This window comes from Buchnera aphidicola (Pemphigus populi) (assembly GCF_964058935.1).
Taxonomy (GTDB): domain Bacteria; phylum Pseudomonadota; class Gammaproteobacteria; order Enterobacterales; family Enterobacteriaceae; genus Buchnera_C; species Buchnera_C aphidicola_D.
This window is the reverse complement of the sequence record NZ_OZ060372.1, coordinates 423,527-441,064: the sequence shown is the minus strand read 5'-3', so window position 1 is coordinate 441,064 and position 17,538 is coordinate 423,527. Positions and strand designations below refer to the sequence as shown.

Below are 17,538 nucleotides of genomic sequence, written 5' to 3'. Positions count from 1 at the left end.
AGCATATATAATAAAAATTATATAGAGATTATAACAGATAAATATTATTTATACATACGTATCATTCATAGTACATGCTATTTTTATTTAATATGTAATTAATTGATTTACATTGCAACATTTCAACTAATTTTTAAAAATATATTATTTATCCTTTCATTGCGATAAAATATTATTTTATTTTTTACTCTATTTTTTAGATATAATTTTTTAAATATATTAATTTATTTTATTATGTCAAATAATTCATGTATGTATAAATCAAGAAGATATATATTTTTTATTAAAAAATAATTAAATTATATAACCAAATTATATTTTAATAAACCGTTATAGGAAATATATGAATAAAAAATATCAAATCAATCATCATACACCTATGATTCAACAATATCTTAAATTAAAATATAATTATCCAGATATGCTATTGTTTTATAGAATAGGAGATTTTTATGAATTATTTTATGAAGATGCTAAAAAAATTTCTAATCTATTAAATATTACTTTAACAAAAAGAGGCTATTCAGCAGGAAAAGAAATTCCTATGTCTGGAATACCTTATCATTCAGCAGAGATCTATTTATTAAAATTAATAAAATTAGGTGAATCGGTAGCAATTTGTGAACAAATGGAAGACTCCTCTTCTGGGAAAAAATTATTAAAACGTAAAATTGTTAGAATTGTTACTCCTGGAACTGTTACCGATGATATCTTTTTGAAAGATAATAAAGATAATTTATTAGCATCAATTTTTATGGAAAATAATATTTTTGGTTATGCTACTTTAAATATTTGTTCCGGTGAATTTATTATTTCAGAATTCAGTAGTACTGAAGATTTATTATCTGAATTAAAACGGACTGATCCTGAAGAATTATTATATCCCGAAAAATTTTTATATTATGATTTTATTAAAAAAAATCGTGGATTGCGTAAACGTTCCTTATTAGAATTTAAATTAGATACTGCACATCGTCAATTAAATTTTCAATTTGGTACTAATACTTTAAATGGTTTCGGTGTACAGATAGCGAGTGTAGCCTTATGTGCAGCGGGTTGTTTATTCCAATATGTCAAAAATACACAAAATTCTTTGTTACCTCATATAAAATCAATTAAAATACATAATATAAAAGATTATATTATTATCAATGCATCTACTCGTAAAAATTTAGAAATCATTAAAAACATTTCAGGAGGTTATAAAAACACCTTGTGTCATACCTTGGATCACACGTCTACGTCTATGGGCAGTAGAATGTTAAAACGTTGGTTAAATTCTCCTGGACGTAATGTTGATATCATCAAAAATAGGCAAGATAGCATACAAGCGTTACGAAATATTTATCATAAATTAAAAACTATGTTATATCAAATCTGTGATTTAGAACGTATTTCTTCTCGTATAGCGTTACATACAGCATCACCAAAAGATCTAATCTCTATTAGAGATACTTTTTTAAAATTACCTAAAATAAAAAAAATATTAATGAACATTGATGTGGGACATATTCAATATTTATCTAATTTAATTGGAAATTTTATAAATTTGTCAGATTTATTAAACCGCGCTATATCTTCATCTCCTGCTAAATCAATTCGTGAAGGTTCCGTAATAGCTAATGGATATAATATTGAATTAGATGAATTAAGATTGATAAAAAATAATGCACAACAGTATCTTAAGAATTTTGAAATAAAAACAAGACGTGTTCTAGGAATAGAATCATTAAAAATTGGAAATAATAGAATTATTGGATATTATATTCAAGTTAATAAAAGACACAGTCATTTAATTCCTAATTTTTATCAAAAATGTCAAACATTAAAAAATTGTGAACGATATATTGTACAAGAATTAAAAAATTATGAAAAAAATATTTTCATTGCCGGGGAAAAAAGTATAGAGTTAGAAAAAATATTATATAAAGAAATTTTTGATATTTTATTTTCTTATTTAGATGAATTACAAATTAGTGCTCAGGCATTGGCAGAAATAGATGTATTAACTAATTTAGCAGAACGTTCTGTTACCATGAATTATACACGTCCCATTGTGAAAGACAAAACAATAATTTCTTTGTTAGATAGTCGTCATCCTGTAATTGAAGAAGTATTAAATACTCCTTTTATTCCTAATTCCGTATTCCTTTCGAAAGATAATAGAATGATTATTATTACAGGTAGCAATATGGGAGGAAAAAGTACTTACATGAGACAAATAGCATTAATTGTTATTATGGCATGGATAGGTAGTTACGTTCCCGCTAAAACAGCAGTTATTGGTATGTTTGATAAAATTTTTATACGAGTAGGTTCAGCTGATGATTTATCAATGGGTCAATCAACTTTTATGATGGAAATGACAGAAATGGCCAGCATTTTAAATAATGCTAGTTGTTATAGTTTAGTTTTAATAGATGAAATTGGGAGGGGAACTTCGATTTATGACGGTTTATCTTTATCATTAGCATGTGCTGAATATTTAATAATTCATATAAAATCTATTACATTATTTTCTACACATTATTTTGAATTAACTTATTTAGAAAAAAAATTTAAAGAAATTAAAAATGTTCATTGTAAAGTAATCGAATATGATAATAGTATTTCATTTACGCATACTATAAAAGATGGTTCCACAGAAAAGAGTTATGGATTAGCTGTAGCTTCTTTAGCAGGTATACCAGAGACAATTATTAATCAGGCAAAAATAAAGTTCAAAGAATTAGTAGAATCGTCTAAAAATAATTGTAAAAAATATTTTCTTAAAAAAGTATTAGACAATTCTGTTTTAGAATATATTAATACGGTGGATCCTAATAAAATATCTCCTCGTCAAGCGTTAGATATTATTTATTATTTGAAGAGTATTATATAAATATATATTAATATTTTTAAGGTGAGTATTATATACATAATATATATTTTTTTATAAAAATAATTATATAGTTATTTCATAGTATAATATTTGTTCAAGATAATATATTGATATTCAAAATTATTATATTAATTTAACATTATAATGTTAGTTTTTTTATAAGAATTAATTTTTTAATTCAATGAATAACTTTATTTAATACAGAGATATATCTATATGTATATATATAATTTGTTTTTTATTTTTTATAAACAATTTTATATGAAATATATTTCAATTTTTTTAGTAAAAAATAATATATAGGTAATAATACAATGGAAGATATTCAACAAGATTATTTATTGCCTTTAAGTAAAAAAAAATTAGCGATGTTAGAGTTGATAAGTACTAATTTTTCTAGTACAGAACAAGTTTGGTTATCTGGTTATTTTTGGGGATTATCTAAACAAAAAAAAGATACATTACCCATAAAAAACATTATTTCTAATGAATGTATAGTTACGATATTATCTGCGTCACAAACTGGTAACGCACGTGCATTATCTAAATTATTATATAAAGAATGTAAATTAAAGGATATTAAAGCTAAATTAGTAAATGCATTTGATTATAAATTTAAAAAAATTAATAAAGAAAAAATATTTATTATTATCACTTCAACTCAAGGAGAAGGTGAACCACCAGAAGAAGCTTTGGATTTATATAGATTTTTGATGTCAAAAAAGGCTCCTAAATTAAATAATTTTTATTATAGTGTTTTTGGACTGGGTGATAGTTCTTATAATTTTTTTTGTCAATCTAGCAAAGATTTTGATAAAAAATTACATGAATTGGGTGGAATTCGGTTGTTTGATCGTGTGGATGCTGATATTGAATATACTGAAATAGCTCAAAAATGGTTTAAAGATATAGTTAAAAAGATTAGTGAATTATTAAAAAATATAAATATTAAAATTAACACTAGTTTTTCGGCAGAAAAAGAATCTATTTTTTCTTCTGTTTCTTATACGAAGGAAAAACCTTTTTCAGCTAAATTATGTGTTAATAAAAAAATTACTGGACGTAATTCCATAAGAGATGTGCGTCATATTGAAATAGATATCAGTAATTCTGGTATAATTTATCGACCTGGCGATGTGTTGGGTGTTTGGTATGAAAATGATCCTGTATTAGTAAAAGAATTATTAAAATTATTAAGTATTAAAAAAAATACTGTAATAATGGTAAAGAAGCAAAAAAAAATAATATATGATGTATTAAAAAATAATTTTGAACTTACTGTAAATAGTATTAATGTCGTATCTTTATATGCTAAATTATCTAATAATAAGATATTACAAGATATAGTTTTGAATAAAGATAAATTAAGAATATATGCTAATACTGTATCTATCATTAATATGATAAGGCAATTTCCTCCTATTAATACATTTAATCAAAGTATTCTAGATATTTTAAGACCCATGCAGCCTCGTTTATATTCAATATCTTCGTCTCAATCAGAAATGGAAAATGAAGTACATATTACTGTAAGGGTAATACAATATTTAGATCAAGGAAAGTTATATTTGGGAGGAGCCTCTGGATATTTAACTCATCGTGTGCAAGAAGATGGAATAATTAATGTTTTTATTGTTGAAAATGATCATTTTCGTTTACCTAAAGATCATAATATTCCAATCATTATGATTGGCGCTGGAACGGGAATTGCTCCTTTTCGTTCTTTCATGCAAGAAAGAGATAGTAAAAATGCAAATGGAAAGAACTGGTTATTTTTTGGCAATCCGTCTTTTACTGAAGATTTTTTATATCAAATAGAATGGCAAAGATATTTTAAAAAAGGGTTATTAACTAATATTGATCTAGCCTGGTCTAGAGATCAAATAAATAAAATTTATGTACAAGATAAAATTAGAGAAAAAGGTGGTAAAATATGGAATTGGATTAAAGACGGAGCTTACATTTATGTGTGCGGAGATGCGTCCAATATGGCTAAAGGTGTAGAATTGGCTTTGTTGGATATATTTATTCAATATAATAATATGAATTTAGATGAAGCTAAATATTTTTTAAATAATCTCCGGAAAGACAAACGTTACCAAAGAGATCTTTATTAATGAAAGAAAAAAAAAATAAAAAATTATATATTGAAGGAAAGTTAACTGATTTTGAACGTATAAAAATGAATAGTAATTATTTAAGAGGAACTATTAATGAAGATTTAAAAGATTGTATTACTAATGGATTTAATGGTGATAATTTTTCTTTGATTCGTTTCCATGGTATGTATCAACAAGATGATAGGGATATTCGATTAGAAAGAATTGAACAAAAATTAGAACCACGTTATGCTATCATGTTACGTTGTCGGTTACCAGCTGGAGTTATCACTACTAATCAATGGTTAAAAATTGATAAATTTGCAACTGAAAAAACTTTATATCGTACTATTCGTTTAACAAATCGTCAAACATTTCAATTTCATGGTATTTTTAAAAAAGATTTAAAGTCTGTACATAAGATGTTACATAGTATTGGATTAGATTCGTTAGGAACAGCTAACGATGTAAACAGAAATGTCATTTGTACTTCTAATCCTATTGAATCTGAATTGCATCATGAAGTGTATGAATGGGCGAAAAAAATATCTGAGCACTTATTACCACAAACTAAAGCTTATGCAGAAATTTGGTTAGATAAAAAAAAGATTTCTACCACTGATCATGAACCAATTCTCAGTAAAACATATTTACCAAGAAAATTTAAAACTAGTATAGTTATACCTCCACATAATGATGTTGATTTACATGCAAATGATATGAATTTTATAGCTATTGCAGAAAAAAGAAAATTAGTAGGATTTAACGTATTAATTGGAGGTGGTTTATCAATCGAACATGGGAATAAAAATACATGGCCATCTTGTGCTATTCCTCTTGGTTTTATTCCTATTAACAAAGTATTATCTGTATCTGAATCAATAGTGACAACACAACGTGATTGGGGTAATCGTACTAATAGAAAAAATGCTAAAACAAGATATACTTTACATCGTGTAGGATTTCATGTGTTTAAGAAAGAAGTTGAAAAAAGGGCTCATATAACGTTTGATAGTATTCGTCCTTATTATTTTACTACTAGAGGTGATCGTTTTGGATGGATTGAAGGTATTGATAATAAGTGGCATTTTACTGTGTTTATTCCAAATGGACGGATTATTGATAATTCAGATCAGTCTATTAAATCAGCTTTGGCTCAAGTAGCTAGAATACATAAAGGTGATTTTCGTTTGACAGCAAATCAAAATATTATCATAGCAGGTGTTGATCAAAAAGATAAAAAAGAAATCGAAAATATTTTTTTTGCACATGGCATGTTAAATAAAATAACTGAATTAAGAAAAAATTCTATGGCTTGTGTATCTTTTCCTACTTGTCCTTTAGCTATGGCAGAAGCAGAACGTAAATTACCTTTTTTTATTACTCAAATAGAAAAAATTTTATTAAAATACAATATGGAAAAAGAAAAGATAGTATTTAGGATTACAGGATGTCCCAATGGTTGTGGTAGATCTTTATTGGCTGAAATTGGATTAATAGGAAAATCACCTGGACATTATAATTTATATTTAGGTGGTAATCATATCGGTACTCGCATTGCCAAGATATATGCTGAAAATTGTACTGAAAAAGAAATACTGGATCATTTAGAGGAGTTAATAAAAATTTGGTCTGAGAAAAGAGATTATAAAGAATATTTTGGTGATTTTGTTATTCGATTTGGCATCGTAAAAGCTGTTATCAATTCAGAAACTGATTTTTGGATAAAATAAAAGAGGTTATTATGTCTACTTTGAATTTATTTGAAATTAATACATTGAATAAAGAAGAACAATATAACTTTTTTTCTCAGATAAATATATTTTTAAAAAATATTTCTGCAGAGAAACGTATTGCTTGGGCAATAGAAAATTTATGTTCGGAATTTGTTTTATCATCTAGTTTTGGAATTCAGTCAGCGGTATGTTTGCATCTTATTATCCAACAAAAACCTGATATCCCTGTTATTTTAATTGATACTGGATATCTTTTTCCTGAGACTTATATTTTTATTGATCAATTAACTGATAAATTAAAATTAAATTTACATGTATTTCGTTCAAAGATATCAGCGGCTTGGCAAGAAGCAAGATATGGAAAATTATGGGAAAAAGGTATTACAGGAATAGAATTCTATAATACTGTGAACAAAGTAGAACCTATGAATGAGGCTTTACAAAGTTTATCAGCAAAAACATGGTTTGCTGGACTTCGTCGTCAGCAATCTAGTAGTAGGTATCATTTATCTTTTATTAGTATGCAAAAAAAAATATTTAAGTTTTTACCTATTTTAGATTGGGATACTCATAAAGTATTTAAGTATCTTAAAAAAAATAATTTAAGTTATCATCCTTTGTGGGATAAAGGTTATTTATCAATAGGAGATGTGCATACAACTAGTAAGCCTTCATGTGGAATGAAGGAAGAAGATACGCGATTTTTTGGTTTGAAACGTGAATGTGGTTTGCATGTAGAATAATACTATTAAAATAAATTATCTTTTATTTATCGATGATCATATATTTTCATATAGAAATTTTTTAATTAATTTTCATTCAAAAATATTTTTATTCGTAAATTATTTTTATACATTTAAAGTTAGGTCAACGTGAATTACTTTCCTATTTTTGCTAATTTAAAATCCAGACGTATATTAATAGTTGGTGGTGGAGCAGTCGCAGCTCGTAAGGTTTTATTATTATTGCGTACAGGTGCAATAATTACTATTATTGCTTATAAAATTTGTTTTGAATTATTATCATTTTTTAAAAAAAACAAAATTAAATGGTTAAAAACTGGATTCAAAGAAAAATACTTAGATCAAGTATTTTTAGTAATTGCAGCAACAAATGATAGAAGTTTAAATGAAGAAATTTTTATAGCGTCAAATAAAAGATGTATATTTGTTAATACTGTAGATGATGAATCAAAATGTTCTTTTATATTTCCTTCTATTATAGATCGTTCTCCTATTATAATAGGAATCTCTTCAGGTGGTTTTGCACCAGTATTGTCGCGTTTGTTACGTGAACGTATGGAGTCTTTATTGCCTATAAAATTAGGTGTAATAGCAAATATAGCAAAAACAATAAGAGAAAAAGTTAAGAAAAAATTTATATTGTCGTCTGAACGACGTTTTTTTTGGGAACGTTTATTTAATGGTTCATTTTCTGGACAGATATTAAGTGGTAATATTAATAATGCCATAAATATTTTAAATAAAGAAATAATGACACCTCAGGTATCTATAGGAGAAATTATTTTAGTAGGAGCTGGTCCAGGAGATGCTGGTTTGTTGACTTTAAAAGGTTTACAAGTTATACAACAAGCGGATTATATTTTATATGATTTTTTAGTTAGTAAGGAAATATTAGAATTGGTTCGTCGTGATGCACATTGTGTTTATGTAGGAAAAAGTTCCGGTATAAAAGGGATGTCACAGCAAGATATTAATGAATTATTAATATCTTTAGCAAAAAAAGGGAAAAAAGTTGTTCGTTTAAAAGGAGGTGATCCTTTTATATTTGGTAGAGGTGGAGAGGAATTAATGTTTCTTAAAAAATACTCTATTCCTTTTCAAGTGGTACCTGGTATTACCGCGGCTATTGGTGCTGCAGCGTATTCTGGTATTCCATTGACACATCGATCTTATGCTCATAGTGTTATTTTTATTACTGGTAATCGAACGAATAATAAATTAGATATAATTAATTGGTCTCAGTTAGCTACTTCCGCAAGTACAATAGTAATATATATGTTTAAAGCAAACGTAGATGAAATCTATAAAAAATTAATTATTTATGGTTTTTTTAAAAAAACACCAGTTGCTGTGATTGAGCAGGCAACTACTTTAAATCAAAAGATTTTAATTGGTACCATAGCTAATCTTCCTAATTTATCATTACGTGTTTCATATCCATCAATTTTAATTATTGGTGAAGTGGTAAAATTACATAAAAAATTAAAATGGTTCAATTAATCTATAAAATAGATTAAATAATCTACATTATATTTTTGAGAAATGATATGAAAAAAAAGAAATTTACTTATTTAGAACAACTTGAATCAGAAAGTATTTATATTATCCGTGAAGTAGTAGCAGAATTTCAAAATCCTGTCATGTTATATTCAATAGGAAAAGATTCTTCAGTGATGTTACATCTTGCTAAAAAAGCTTTTTATCCGGGTAATATACCATTCCCTTTATTACATGTTGATACAGGTTGGAAATTTTCTGAAATGTATAAATTTCGCGATAAAGTAGTTAAAGATTTAGGAATTCAGCTAATTATTCACTCTAACAAAATAGGATTATCTTCGGGTATAAATCCTTTTATACATAGTTCAAATAAATATACCGATATCATGAAAACAGAAGGATTAAAGCAGGCTATTAATCAATATAGTTTTGATGCTGCTTTTGGTGGAGCAAGAAGAGACGAAGAAAAATCACGATCTAAAGAACGTATATATTCATTTCGGGACTCATCTCATCAATGGGATCCTAAAAAACAGAGACCTGAATTATGGAATCTTTATAATGGTCACATTAACAAGGGAGAAAGTATCAGGGTATTTCCATTATCTAATTGGACTGAATTAGATATTTGGCAATATATATATGCAGAAAAAATACATATTGTTTCTTTATATTTTGCTGATAATCGTCCTATTTTAGAAAGAAATGGTATGTTGCTAATGATAGACGATGAACGTATCGTTTTTGAAAAAAACGAGAAAGTTACACAAAAAATGGTAAGATTTCGTACTTTAGGATGTTGGCCTTTGACTAGTGCTCATTTATCAAATGCTAAAACTATTCCTGATATTATAGCAGAAATGTTAATAATAAATAAAAGTGAGAGAACTGGTAGATTAATTGATAACGATATTAGTTGTTCTATGGAATTAAAAAAAAGACAAGGTTATTTCTAAATATGAATAAAAAAAGTGATGTTTTTATTAAAAAGAATATTAGTGATACATTAATTCTTAAAAATTGGATTGATTCAGATAAAAAGAAAAGTTTGTTACGATTTTTAACTTGTGGAAGTGTAGATGATGGTAAAAGTACTTTAATTGGTAGATTGTTATATGATACAAAACATATTTATGAAGATCATTTGCTTTCTTTACATGGTGATAGTAAGAAACATGGAACTCAGGGGGATAAATTAGATTTAGCATTATTGGTAGATGGATTACAGGCAGAAAAGGAGCAGGGTATTACCATTGATGTTGCATATCGTTATTTTTCTACAAATAGGAGAAAATTTATTATTTTGGATACCCCAGGTCATGAACAGTATACTAGAAATATGGTGACTGGGGCTTCTAATTGTGATCTTGCTATATTGCTGATAGATTCTCGTAGAGGTTTATTGGAACAAACATGTAGACATAGTTTTATTGCTACTCTATTTGGCATTAATTATTTAGTGGTAGCTGTTAATAAAATGGATCTGGTTAATTACAAAAAAGATATTTTTGATAAAATTCAACAAGATTTTTTATCTTTTTCTAATAAATTAAAAAAGAAATTAAAAATTTTTTTCATTCCTATAGTGGCTACTATTGGGGAAAATATAGTTTTTGCAAGTAAGTTTATGAATTGGTATGTTGGGCCAACATTATTGCATATTTTAGAAACAGTAAAAATCAATAATGTAACTAGGAAAAGACATATTAGATTTCCTATTCAATATGTTAATCGTCCTAATTTAGATTTTCGTGGTTATTCTGGTACATTAGTTTCAGGAATTTTGAAATTAGATGATGAAATAAAGGTATTACCGTCTGGTATGGTATCAAAAATAAAAAGAATTGTCACTTGTAATGGAGATCAAGATCAAGCAAAAGAAAAACAGGCTATCACTGTAGTATTAAAAGATAATATAGATATTAGTCGTGGAGATATGTTAGTTAATTTAGATTCAGATTTAATTTGTTTAAAAAGAGCTATCATTTATATTGTTTGGATGTCCGAAACGGATTTATGTTTAAATAAATTATATAATGTTAAATTAGTGAACCAAAACACACGTGTGTGTATTAAAAAAATATTGTATAATATTAACGTGAATACACTGAAAAGAAATAAAACTAATAGTTTATACTTAAATAGTATTGGTGTAGTAGAAATTAAATTTGAAAAACCGATATTATTTGATTTATTTAGTTTTAATACTACAACAGGTAGCTTAATTATTATTGATCCATTAAATAATATTACTATTGCTGCAGGTATGATAAAAAAGAAATTAAAAAAAGACCATGTAGAAAAAAATAAAGATATTAATGGTTTTGAATTGGAATTACATTCTTTGATATCCAGATATTTTCCACATTGGGGGGTATAAGAAAACTTGTTTGATAATTAGGATGCAATGTTAATGACGATTAAATATAGAGACGACATCATTTGGCATAAACATGCAATTGGTAGAAAAGAACGTGAAAAATTAAATAATCACCAATCTGGTGTACTTTGGTTTACGGGTTTATCTGGATCTGGAAAATCAACTATTGCTAGCAAATTAGAAAGAGTATTGTATAAAAAAAAAATTAGTACATATTTGTTAGATGGAGATAATGTTAGACATGGTCTTTGTAGAGATTTAAGTTTTACTAAGAAAGACAGAAAAGAAAATATTCGTAGGGTAGCAGAAGTAGTAAAATTAATGGTGGATTCGGGTTTATTAGTATTAACTGCATTTATTTCTCCATATCGAAAAGATAGAAAAAATATTCGTAATATTATAGGTTGTAATAATTTTTTTGAAATATTTGTTGATACTCCAATTCATATTTGTGAAAAACGTGATCCAAAAGGTTTATATAAAAAATCTAGATTAAATTTGTTAAATAATTTTACTGGTATTGGTTCTGATTATGAAATTCCTAATAAACCAGATATTTACTTAAGCGGACAAGATTCTTTTTTTAAAATTATTAATGATATATTATATATATTAAAGAGAAAAAAATTTTTATAGTATGAATGTCAAATTCATAAAAATACTTTTATGGAATGTATGGTATGAATGAATAATATAGAATATATATTTTATTAATTATTTTAATTCATTTAATGATATTAACTATTATCAGAAAATATTATATATAATATTTATCATATTTATGTATTATTGAAAATAAAATAATAAAAAAATTAATAATTATGAATAAAAATCATTACTAGTATTGAATATTAGTAATATATTTTAAGTGTCAAAAGAAAAATTGTATTTTTGGTTTTTAATGCTAAATTACTTAGCATTTTTTTAATTTTATCAAAAATAAAAAGTAAATTACTTAATAATTTTTTTCTATTATATTAGAACAATAAAAAATATTATTAAATTATTTTTTAAAAATAATTACACTAAAGTTTGGTTATGGAAGGGTGCATTAAATATATCTATATTATGTTTTAATATAAAAGAACATACTATTTTAATAATTTTTTATTAATATTTATCATTTCATTTTAAGATAAAAAAATAATTCTTAGTGTAATTAAAAATAATTTTTATTAGTTATTTTTTAAATTTTTCTGTTTGTTCTGTTATTGAAAATATATTCTTTTTTTTGATGTATGAAGGAATTACATATTTTCTGAATATATTGAGAGATATTATTTTAAATACTTTATATTTTATATTTATTGATTTACATTGGTTAGATATATATAGAATATATGAATATTATTATTTATAAAAAATAATTTCATTAATATTTTATTTAAATGTTTAAATTATTATATCTTTTTTAAGATATATTCGGTATTCATTATAGAATGAAAATTAATTTTTTGTTTTATTCCATCTAAATTGTTATTATTATTAATAATAGGAAATATTAAAAGATAAAATTTTATAGATTGAGACATCTACATTGAAAAATATTACTTAATTACGTATTATGTAGAAATAATTATTATATAACAGTATTGTGATAATTGATGTATATCTTTTTTATTAATATAATTCATTATTTAATTAGCACATGAATTACTAATTACGTATTTTTAAATAAAAATCTAATATGATTAAAATTTAGTTTCATAGAATTTGATAAATATACTTTCCATTAAAAAATAATAATTAAAAATATTTAAATAATATTTATTAAAAAAATATTTTATAGAACATTAAAATATCTTTTATTTAAAAAGATTTTAGTCATGAAGATTTTAAATATTTATTTAGTTTTAATATTACTATTTTAGATAGTATCTTAGTTATAAAAATTTATTTTTTTTAAATCAATATTAACGTTTTTTATTTATTATATATAGCAATATAATAACTATTCATCAAGTATGACATAGGATTTATATCCTACAAAATAAATTATAAATATATCCTAAGATAATTATCTCATTAGTTAATAATTTATTTTAATTGTAAATAATCACGTTAGTATTAATAAATGAATTATTATTTTTCATTACTTATAATAAGATTATTACTGTGCTTAGTATTAGTATTGATAATTATTTTTTATTTATTAATTTTTTTTAAAAATTTTTTGTTTATTACATTTTCATATAATAAAGATATGATATCTATGAAATTATTCATAATTTTTTATATAAATCAATGATACCATAATTTTTTGTTATTACTTTATATCAATATAATTAATTTGGTTACATTTATTTAAAAAAATTATGATGTATATTTTAAATATTATTAAAAATATAGTTAGTATATTCTATATTTTATATAGTTATAAACGTTATATAAGTTGAAAAAAATAGTAAAAAGGTAAATATTTCTTGGTTTTTAAAAAAAATTATATTTGTATCTTACATTTGAAAAATAATTTGATAAATCATTTATCACTTAAAGGTAATTATATTTTATATAAAAATATTATGATAAAAAATATTTAAGTTATATTTATATAAACGATAATGTATCGATAGATACATAAAGATATAGTAAAATAGATAAAATTTTTATATATATGTTTTCATAGTATTTTACTATTGTTAATTTTTAAAATTAGTTATAAAAAATACTGATTAGCAATTCTTTAATTACATATCGTTACAAACGATAAATATATGAACATAAATGGTATATTTATTAATTATAATTTCATTTTTTAAAAATTAATTTTAACACTCTTGAACAGAAAATATTATTTTTTTATCTGTTATTTTTACAGTAAAATAAATAACAGGCTTTATCTATTTTAATAGATAGCTCAGCCGGTTATTTATTAATATTTTATTTTTCTTTAAATAAATTTATAATTTTTTATTTCTTTTATTCCATTAAACGGAGCAAATTCATTACCTAATGTTTCTTCGATTCTTATTAATTGATTATATTTTGCTGTTCTTTCAGAACGACTAACAGAACCTGTTTTAATTTGTCCAGACGCTGTTCCCACAGCTAAATCAGAAATAGATGCATCTTCAGTTTCTCCTGATCTATGTGAAATAATTACAGCATAGTTTGCTTTTTTTGCCATTTTAATGGCAGCAAGAGTTTCAGTAAGTGAACCGATTTGATTTAATTTAATTAAAATAGCATTAGCTATTCCTTGTTTGATACCTTTATTTAAAATATCAGTGTTAGTTACAAATAGGTCATCACCTACTATCTGTATTCGATTACCTAATTTCTTTGTTTGATAAGCAAAACCTTTCCAATCTGATTCATCTTGCCCGTCTTCAATAGAAGAAATTGGATATTTTTTAGTTAAATTTTCTAAATAGTTCGTAAATTCATAAGAAGTAAAAATTTTTTCTTCATTTTCTAATTTATATGTTTTAGTTTTAATATCATAAAATTCAGATGCTGCACAATCGATAGCTAAGGCAATATCTTTACCTAGTATATATCCAGATTTTTCAACAGCTTCTTTAATAATTTTTAATGCTGCATCATTGGAAGGTAGTTCTGGAGAATACCCTCCTTCATCTCCTACACCTGTATTCAAACCTTTTTCTTTTAAAACATGAGCTAACATATGGAATATTTCGGAAGATATACGAATAGCTTCTTTGATGTTTTTAGATCCAATTGGTTGTATCATAAATTCTTGTATGTCTAGATTATTATTAGCATGTTTACCTCCATTGATGATATTAATCATAGGAAGGGGCATAGAAAATATTCCAGGTGTTCCGTTAATTTCTGAAATATGTTGATATAAAGGCATACCTTTGGCTGCAGCAGCTGCTTTTGCTGTTGCTAAAGATACTGCTAAAATAGAATTAGCTCCTAGTTTAGATTTATTTTTGGTACCATCTAAATTTATCATGATGTTATCTATATTTTCTTGATCTCTGGCATCTTTTTTATAAATAGCTGAATATATAGGTCCATTAATAAGTGTAACAGCTTTGGTTACTCCTTTTCCTAAAAATCTTGATTGATCATTATCACGTAGTTCAAGAGCTTCTCTAGAACCAGTAGAGGCTCCTGAAGGTGATGCAGCCATGCCAACAAAACCTCCTTCTAAATGCACTTCAGCTTCAATAGTTGGATGACCACGAGAGTCAATTATTTCTCGAGACATAATTTTCATTATTTTAGACATGTTTTCTCCTTTTGTTATTTGAAATAGATTATATATTTAGTATATTTTCTCTTTTTTATATTTTTTTGCTGCTTGGATGAAACCTATAAATAGGGGATGACCATTTCTTGGTGTTGAAGTAAATTCTGGATGAAATTGACACGCAATAAACCAAGGATGATTAGATAATTCAATTATTTCTATGAATTTTTTATTTTCTGATCGTCCAGTAATTAAAAATCCAGATTTGGCTATTTTTTTGAATAAAAAACTATTTACTTCATATCGATGTCGATGCCTTTCTTGTATTTTGTTTTTTCCATATAATTTTTTAGATAGGCTTTCTCCTTCTAATGTGCATATTTGATTACCCAGTCTCATAGTACCACCTAAATTATTATTTTTTTTGTTTAGTTCTTTTTTTTTATTTTTATATTTATATTTCTTTATTAAAGTTATGATTGGATATGTACATTGTGGTTCAAATTCTGTGGAGTTTGCATCTTTTATTCCAATAACATGACGAGCAAATTCTATTATCGCTATTTGCATACCTAAACAAATTCCAAAATAAGGTATTTTTTTTTCACGAGCATAACGTACTGTTAACAATTTTCCTTTTATTCCTCTTTTCCCAAATCCTCCAGGAATTAATATTCCATCAAGTGAATTTAATAATTCAACACCTTTTTTTTCTATATGTTGAGAATTAATTAATTTTATTTTAACAGAAATACGTGATTTTAATCCTCCATGTTTTAATGCTTCTATCACAGATTTATATGCGTCTGGTAATTCAACATATTTCCCTATCATTCCGATGGTAACTGTTCCGTATGGATTTTCTTCATCATATATTACTTTTTCCCATTCTGCTAAATTAGCTTCTGGTGCTCGAATATTGAATTGTTCGCAAATATAATTATCTACTTGTTGTAATTTTAGTAATTTAGGAATTTTATATACCGAATTAACATCTTGCAATGCAATTACTGCTTTTTCTGGTACGTTACAGAATAAGGCAATTTTTTGTTTTGCATTTTTTGAAACAGGGTGTTCTGAACGACAAATAAGAATATCAGGTTGTATTCCGATAGATAATAATTCTTTTACAGAATGTTGAGTAGGTTTTGTTTTTATTTCCCCTGATGCAGAAATATATGGTACTAATGTTAAATGTAAATATATAATTTTTCTTTTACCTATATTTACTGCCATTTGACGAATGGCTTCTAAGAATGGTAGTGATTCGATATCACCAACTGTCCCTCCTATTTCAACAATAGCAATTTTATGTCCTTGTGCACCCATAATAATTCTATCTTTAATTTCATTAGTAATATGTGGTATAACTTGAATAGTAGCGCCTAAATAATCTCCTTGTCTTTCTTTTCTTAATACTTCAGCATAAATACTTCCTGTGGTAAAATTGTTATAACGTGTCATTTTATTGTGAATAAAACGTTCATAATGACCAAGATCTAAATCAGTTTCTGCACCATCTTCGGTTACAAAAACTTCTCCATGTTGTGTTGGATTCATAGTACCTGGATCTAAATTTATATATGGATCTAATTTCATTATGGTAACATTAATATTACGAGCTTCAAGAATAGCCCCTAAAGAAGCCGCTGTAATCCCTTTACCTAAAGATGAAACAACTCCACCAGTGATAAAAATATAATTTGTAGTCATGATTAACCACAGAGTTAAATTTTAATAGAATATTAAATATATAGCATTGAATAATGCCATGATATGTTTAAAATATATTAATTAAAGAAGTGATATTTTGTTTTTTAAGTTTATAAATTTGTTTTTAAAATAAAGTTTTTATGGATATAAAATATGTTATTCATTATATTTTTTAAAAAATATCATATATCATATATCATATATATGATATTAATATGTTTTGCACTACATATATTTTTAAAATACATCAAGAAAATTTAATATAAATATTATTTTTTTAAGTAAGTACTCTTGAGTGTAACAGTTTTAAGTTTCATAGGGAAT

General features: G+C 25.0%; 10 protein-coding genes. 8 read left to right on the top strand and 2 right to left on the bottom strand.

All coding sequences use genetic code 11. From position 1 onward, the window contains the following. Nucleotides 1-343: 343 nt before the first annotated feature. The 8 genes from mutS to cysC all read left to right on the top strand — a co-directional run bounded on the left by mutS (nt 344) and on the right by cysC (nt 11,975). Nucleotides 344-2,881 (top strand): DNA mismatch repair protein MutS, encoded by a 2,538-nt coding sequence (gene mutS, locus AB4W65_RS01830; protein WP_367673461.1) that lies wholly within the window; start codon nt 344-346, stop codon nt 2,879-2,881. A gap of 314 nt (nt 2,882-3,195) precedes the next feature. Next, nucleotides 3,196-4,998, top strand: coding sequence for an assimilatory sulfite reductase (NADPH) flavoprotein subunit (locus AB4W65_RS01825; protein WP_367673460.1), 1,803 nt, complete (start codon nt 3,196-3,198; stop codon nt 4,996-4,998). Beyond that, nucleotides 4,998-6,713, top strand: coding sequence for an assimilatory sulfite reductase (NADPH) hemoprotein subunit (gene cysI, locus AB4W65_RS01820; RefSeq protein ID WP_367673459.1), 1,716 nt, complete (start codon nt 4,998-5,000; stop codon nt 6,711-6,713). The genes AB4W65_RS01825 and cysI overlap by 1 nt, the downstream gene beginning before the upstream one ends. A gap of 11 nt (nt 6,714-6,724) precedes the next feature. Next, on the top strand, nt 6,725-7,459 hold the full coding sequence (locus tag AB4W65_RS01815; protein ID WP_367673458.1) for a phosphoadenylyl-sulfate reductase: 735 nt from the start codon (nt 6,725-6,727) through the stop codon (nt 7,457-7,459). A gap of 129 nt (nt 7,460-7,588) precedes the next feature. Continuing rightward, nucleotides 7,589-8,959: a siroheme synthase CysG gene (gene cysG / locus AB4W65_RS01810; protein ID WP_367673457.1), complete on the top strand. Its 1,371-nt coding sequence runs from the start codon at nt 7,589-7,591 to the stop codon at nt 8,957-8,959. Between the two features lie 47 nt (nt 8,960-9,006). Continuing rightward, nucleotides 9,007-9,915 (top strand): sulfate adenylyltransferase subunit CysD, encoded by a 909-nt coding sequence (gene cysD, locus AB4W65_RS01805; protein WP_367673456.1) that lies wholly within the window; start codon nt 9,007-9,009, stop codon nt 9,913-9,915. Between the two features lie 2 nt (nt 9,916-9,917). Then, nucleotides 9,918-11,339, top strand: coding sequence for a sulfate adenylyltransferase subunit CysN (gene cysN / locus AB4W65_RS01800; protein ID WP_367673455.1), 1,422 nt, complete (start codon nt 9,918-9,920; stop codon nt 11,337-11,339). A 33-nt stretch (nt 11,340-11,372) separates the two neighbouring features. Continuing rightward, nucleotides 11,373-11,975, top strand: coding sequence for an adenylyl-sulfate kinase (gene cysC / locus AB4W65_RS01795; RefSeq protein ID WP_367673454.1), 603 nt, complete (start codon nt 11,373-11,375; stop codon nt 11,973-11,975). 2,254 nt (nt 11,976-14,229) lie between these two features. Here cysC and eno read toward each other — a convergent pair. Together eno and AB4W65_RS01785 are read right to left on the bottom strand one after the other, a co-directional pair. Continuing rightward, the gene (gene eno, locus AB4W65_RS01790) at nt 14,230-15,540 is read right to left on the bottom strand and encodes a phosphopyruvate hydratase (RefSeq protein WP_367673453.1); all 1,311 of its coding nucleotides are present in this window, start codon (nt 15,538-15,540) and stop codon (nt 14,230-14,232) included. Nucleotides 15,541-15,576: 36 nt separating this feature from the next. After that, a complete protein-coding gene (locus AB4W65_RS01785; RefSeq protein ID WP_367673452.1) occupies nt 15,577-17,214 on the bottom strand; it encodes a CTP synthase in 1,638 nt (545 codons plus the stop codon). Nucleotides 17,215-17,538 lie beyond the last annotated feature (324 nt).

Coding starts and splice junctions, on each gene's coding strand:
- mutS (WP_367673461.1), top strand. CDS start 344: ATGAATAAAAAATATCAAATCAATCATCATACACCTATGATTCAACAA.
- AB4W65_RS01825 (WP_367673460.1), top strand. CDS start 3,196: ATGGAAGATATTCAACAAGATTATTTATTGCCTTTAAGTAAAAAAAAA.
- cysI (WP_367673459.1), top strand. CDS start 4,998: ATGAAAGAAAAAAAAAATAAAAAATTATATATTGAAGGAAAGTTAACT.
- AB4W65_RS01815 (WP_367673458.1), top strand. CDS start 6,725: ATGTCTACTTTGAATTTATTTGAAATTAATACATTGAATAAAGAAGAA.
- cysD (WP_367673456.1), top strand. CDS start 9,007: ATGAAAAAAAAGAAATTTACTTATTTAGAACAACTTGAATCAGAAAGT.
- cysN (WP_367673455.1), top strand. CDS start 9,918: ATGAATAAAAAAAGTGATGTTTTTATTAAAAAGAATATTAGTGATACA.
- cysC (WP_367673454.1), top strand. CDS start 11,373: ATGACGATTAAATATAGAGACGACATCATTTGGCATAAACATGCAATT.
- eno (WP_367673453.1), bottom strand. CDS start 15,540: ATGTCTAAAATAATGAAAATTATGTCTCGAGAAATAATTGACTCTCGT.
- AB4W65_RS01785 (WP_367673452.1), bottom strand. CDS start 17,214: ATGACTACAAATTATATTTTTATCACTGGTGGAGTTGTTTCATCTTTA.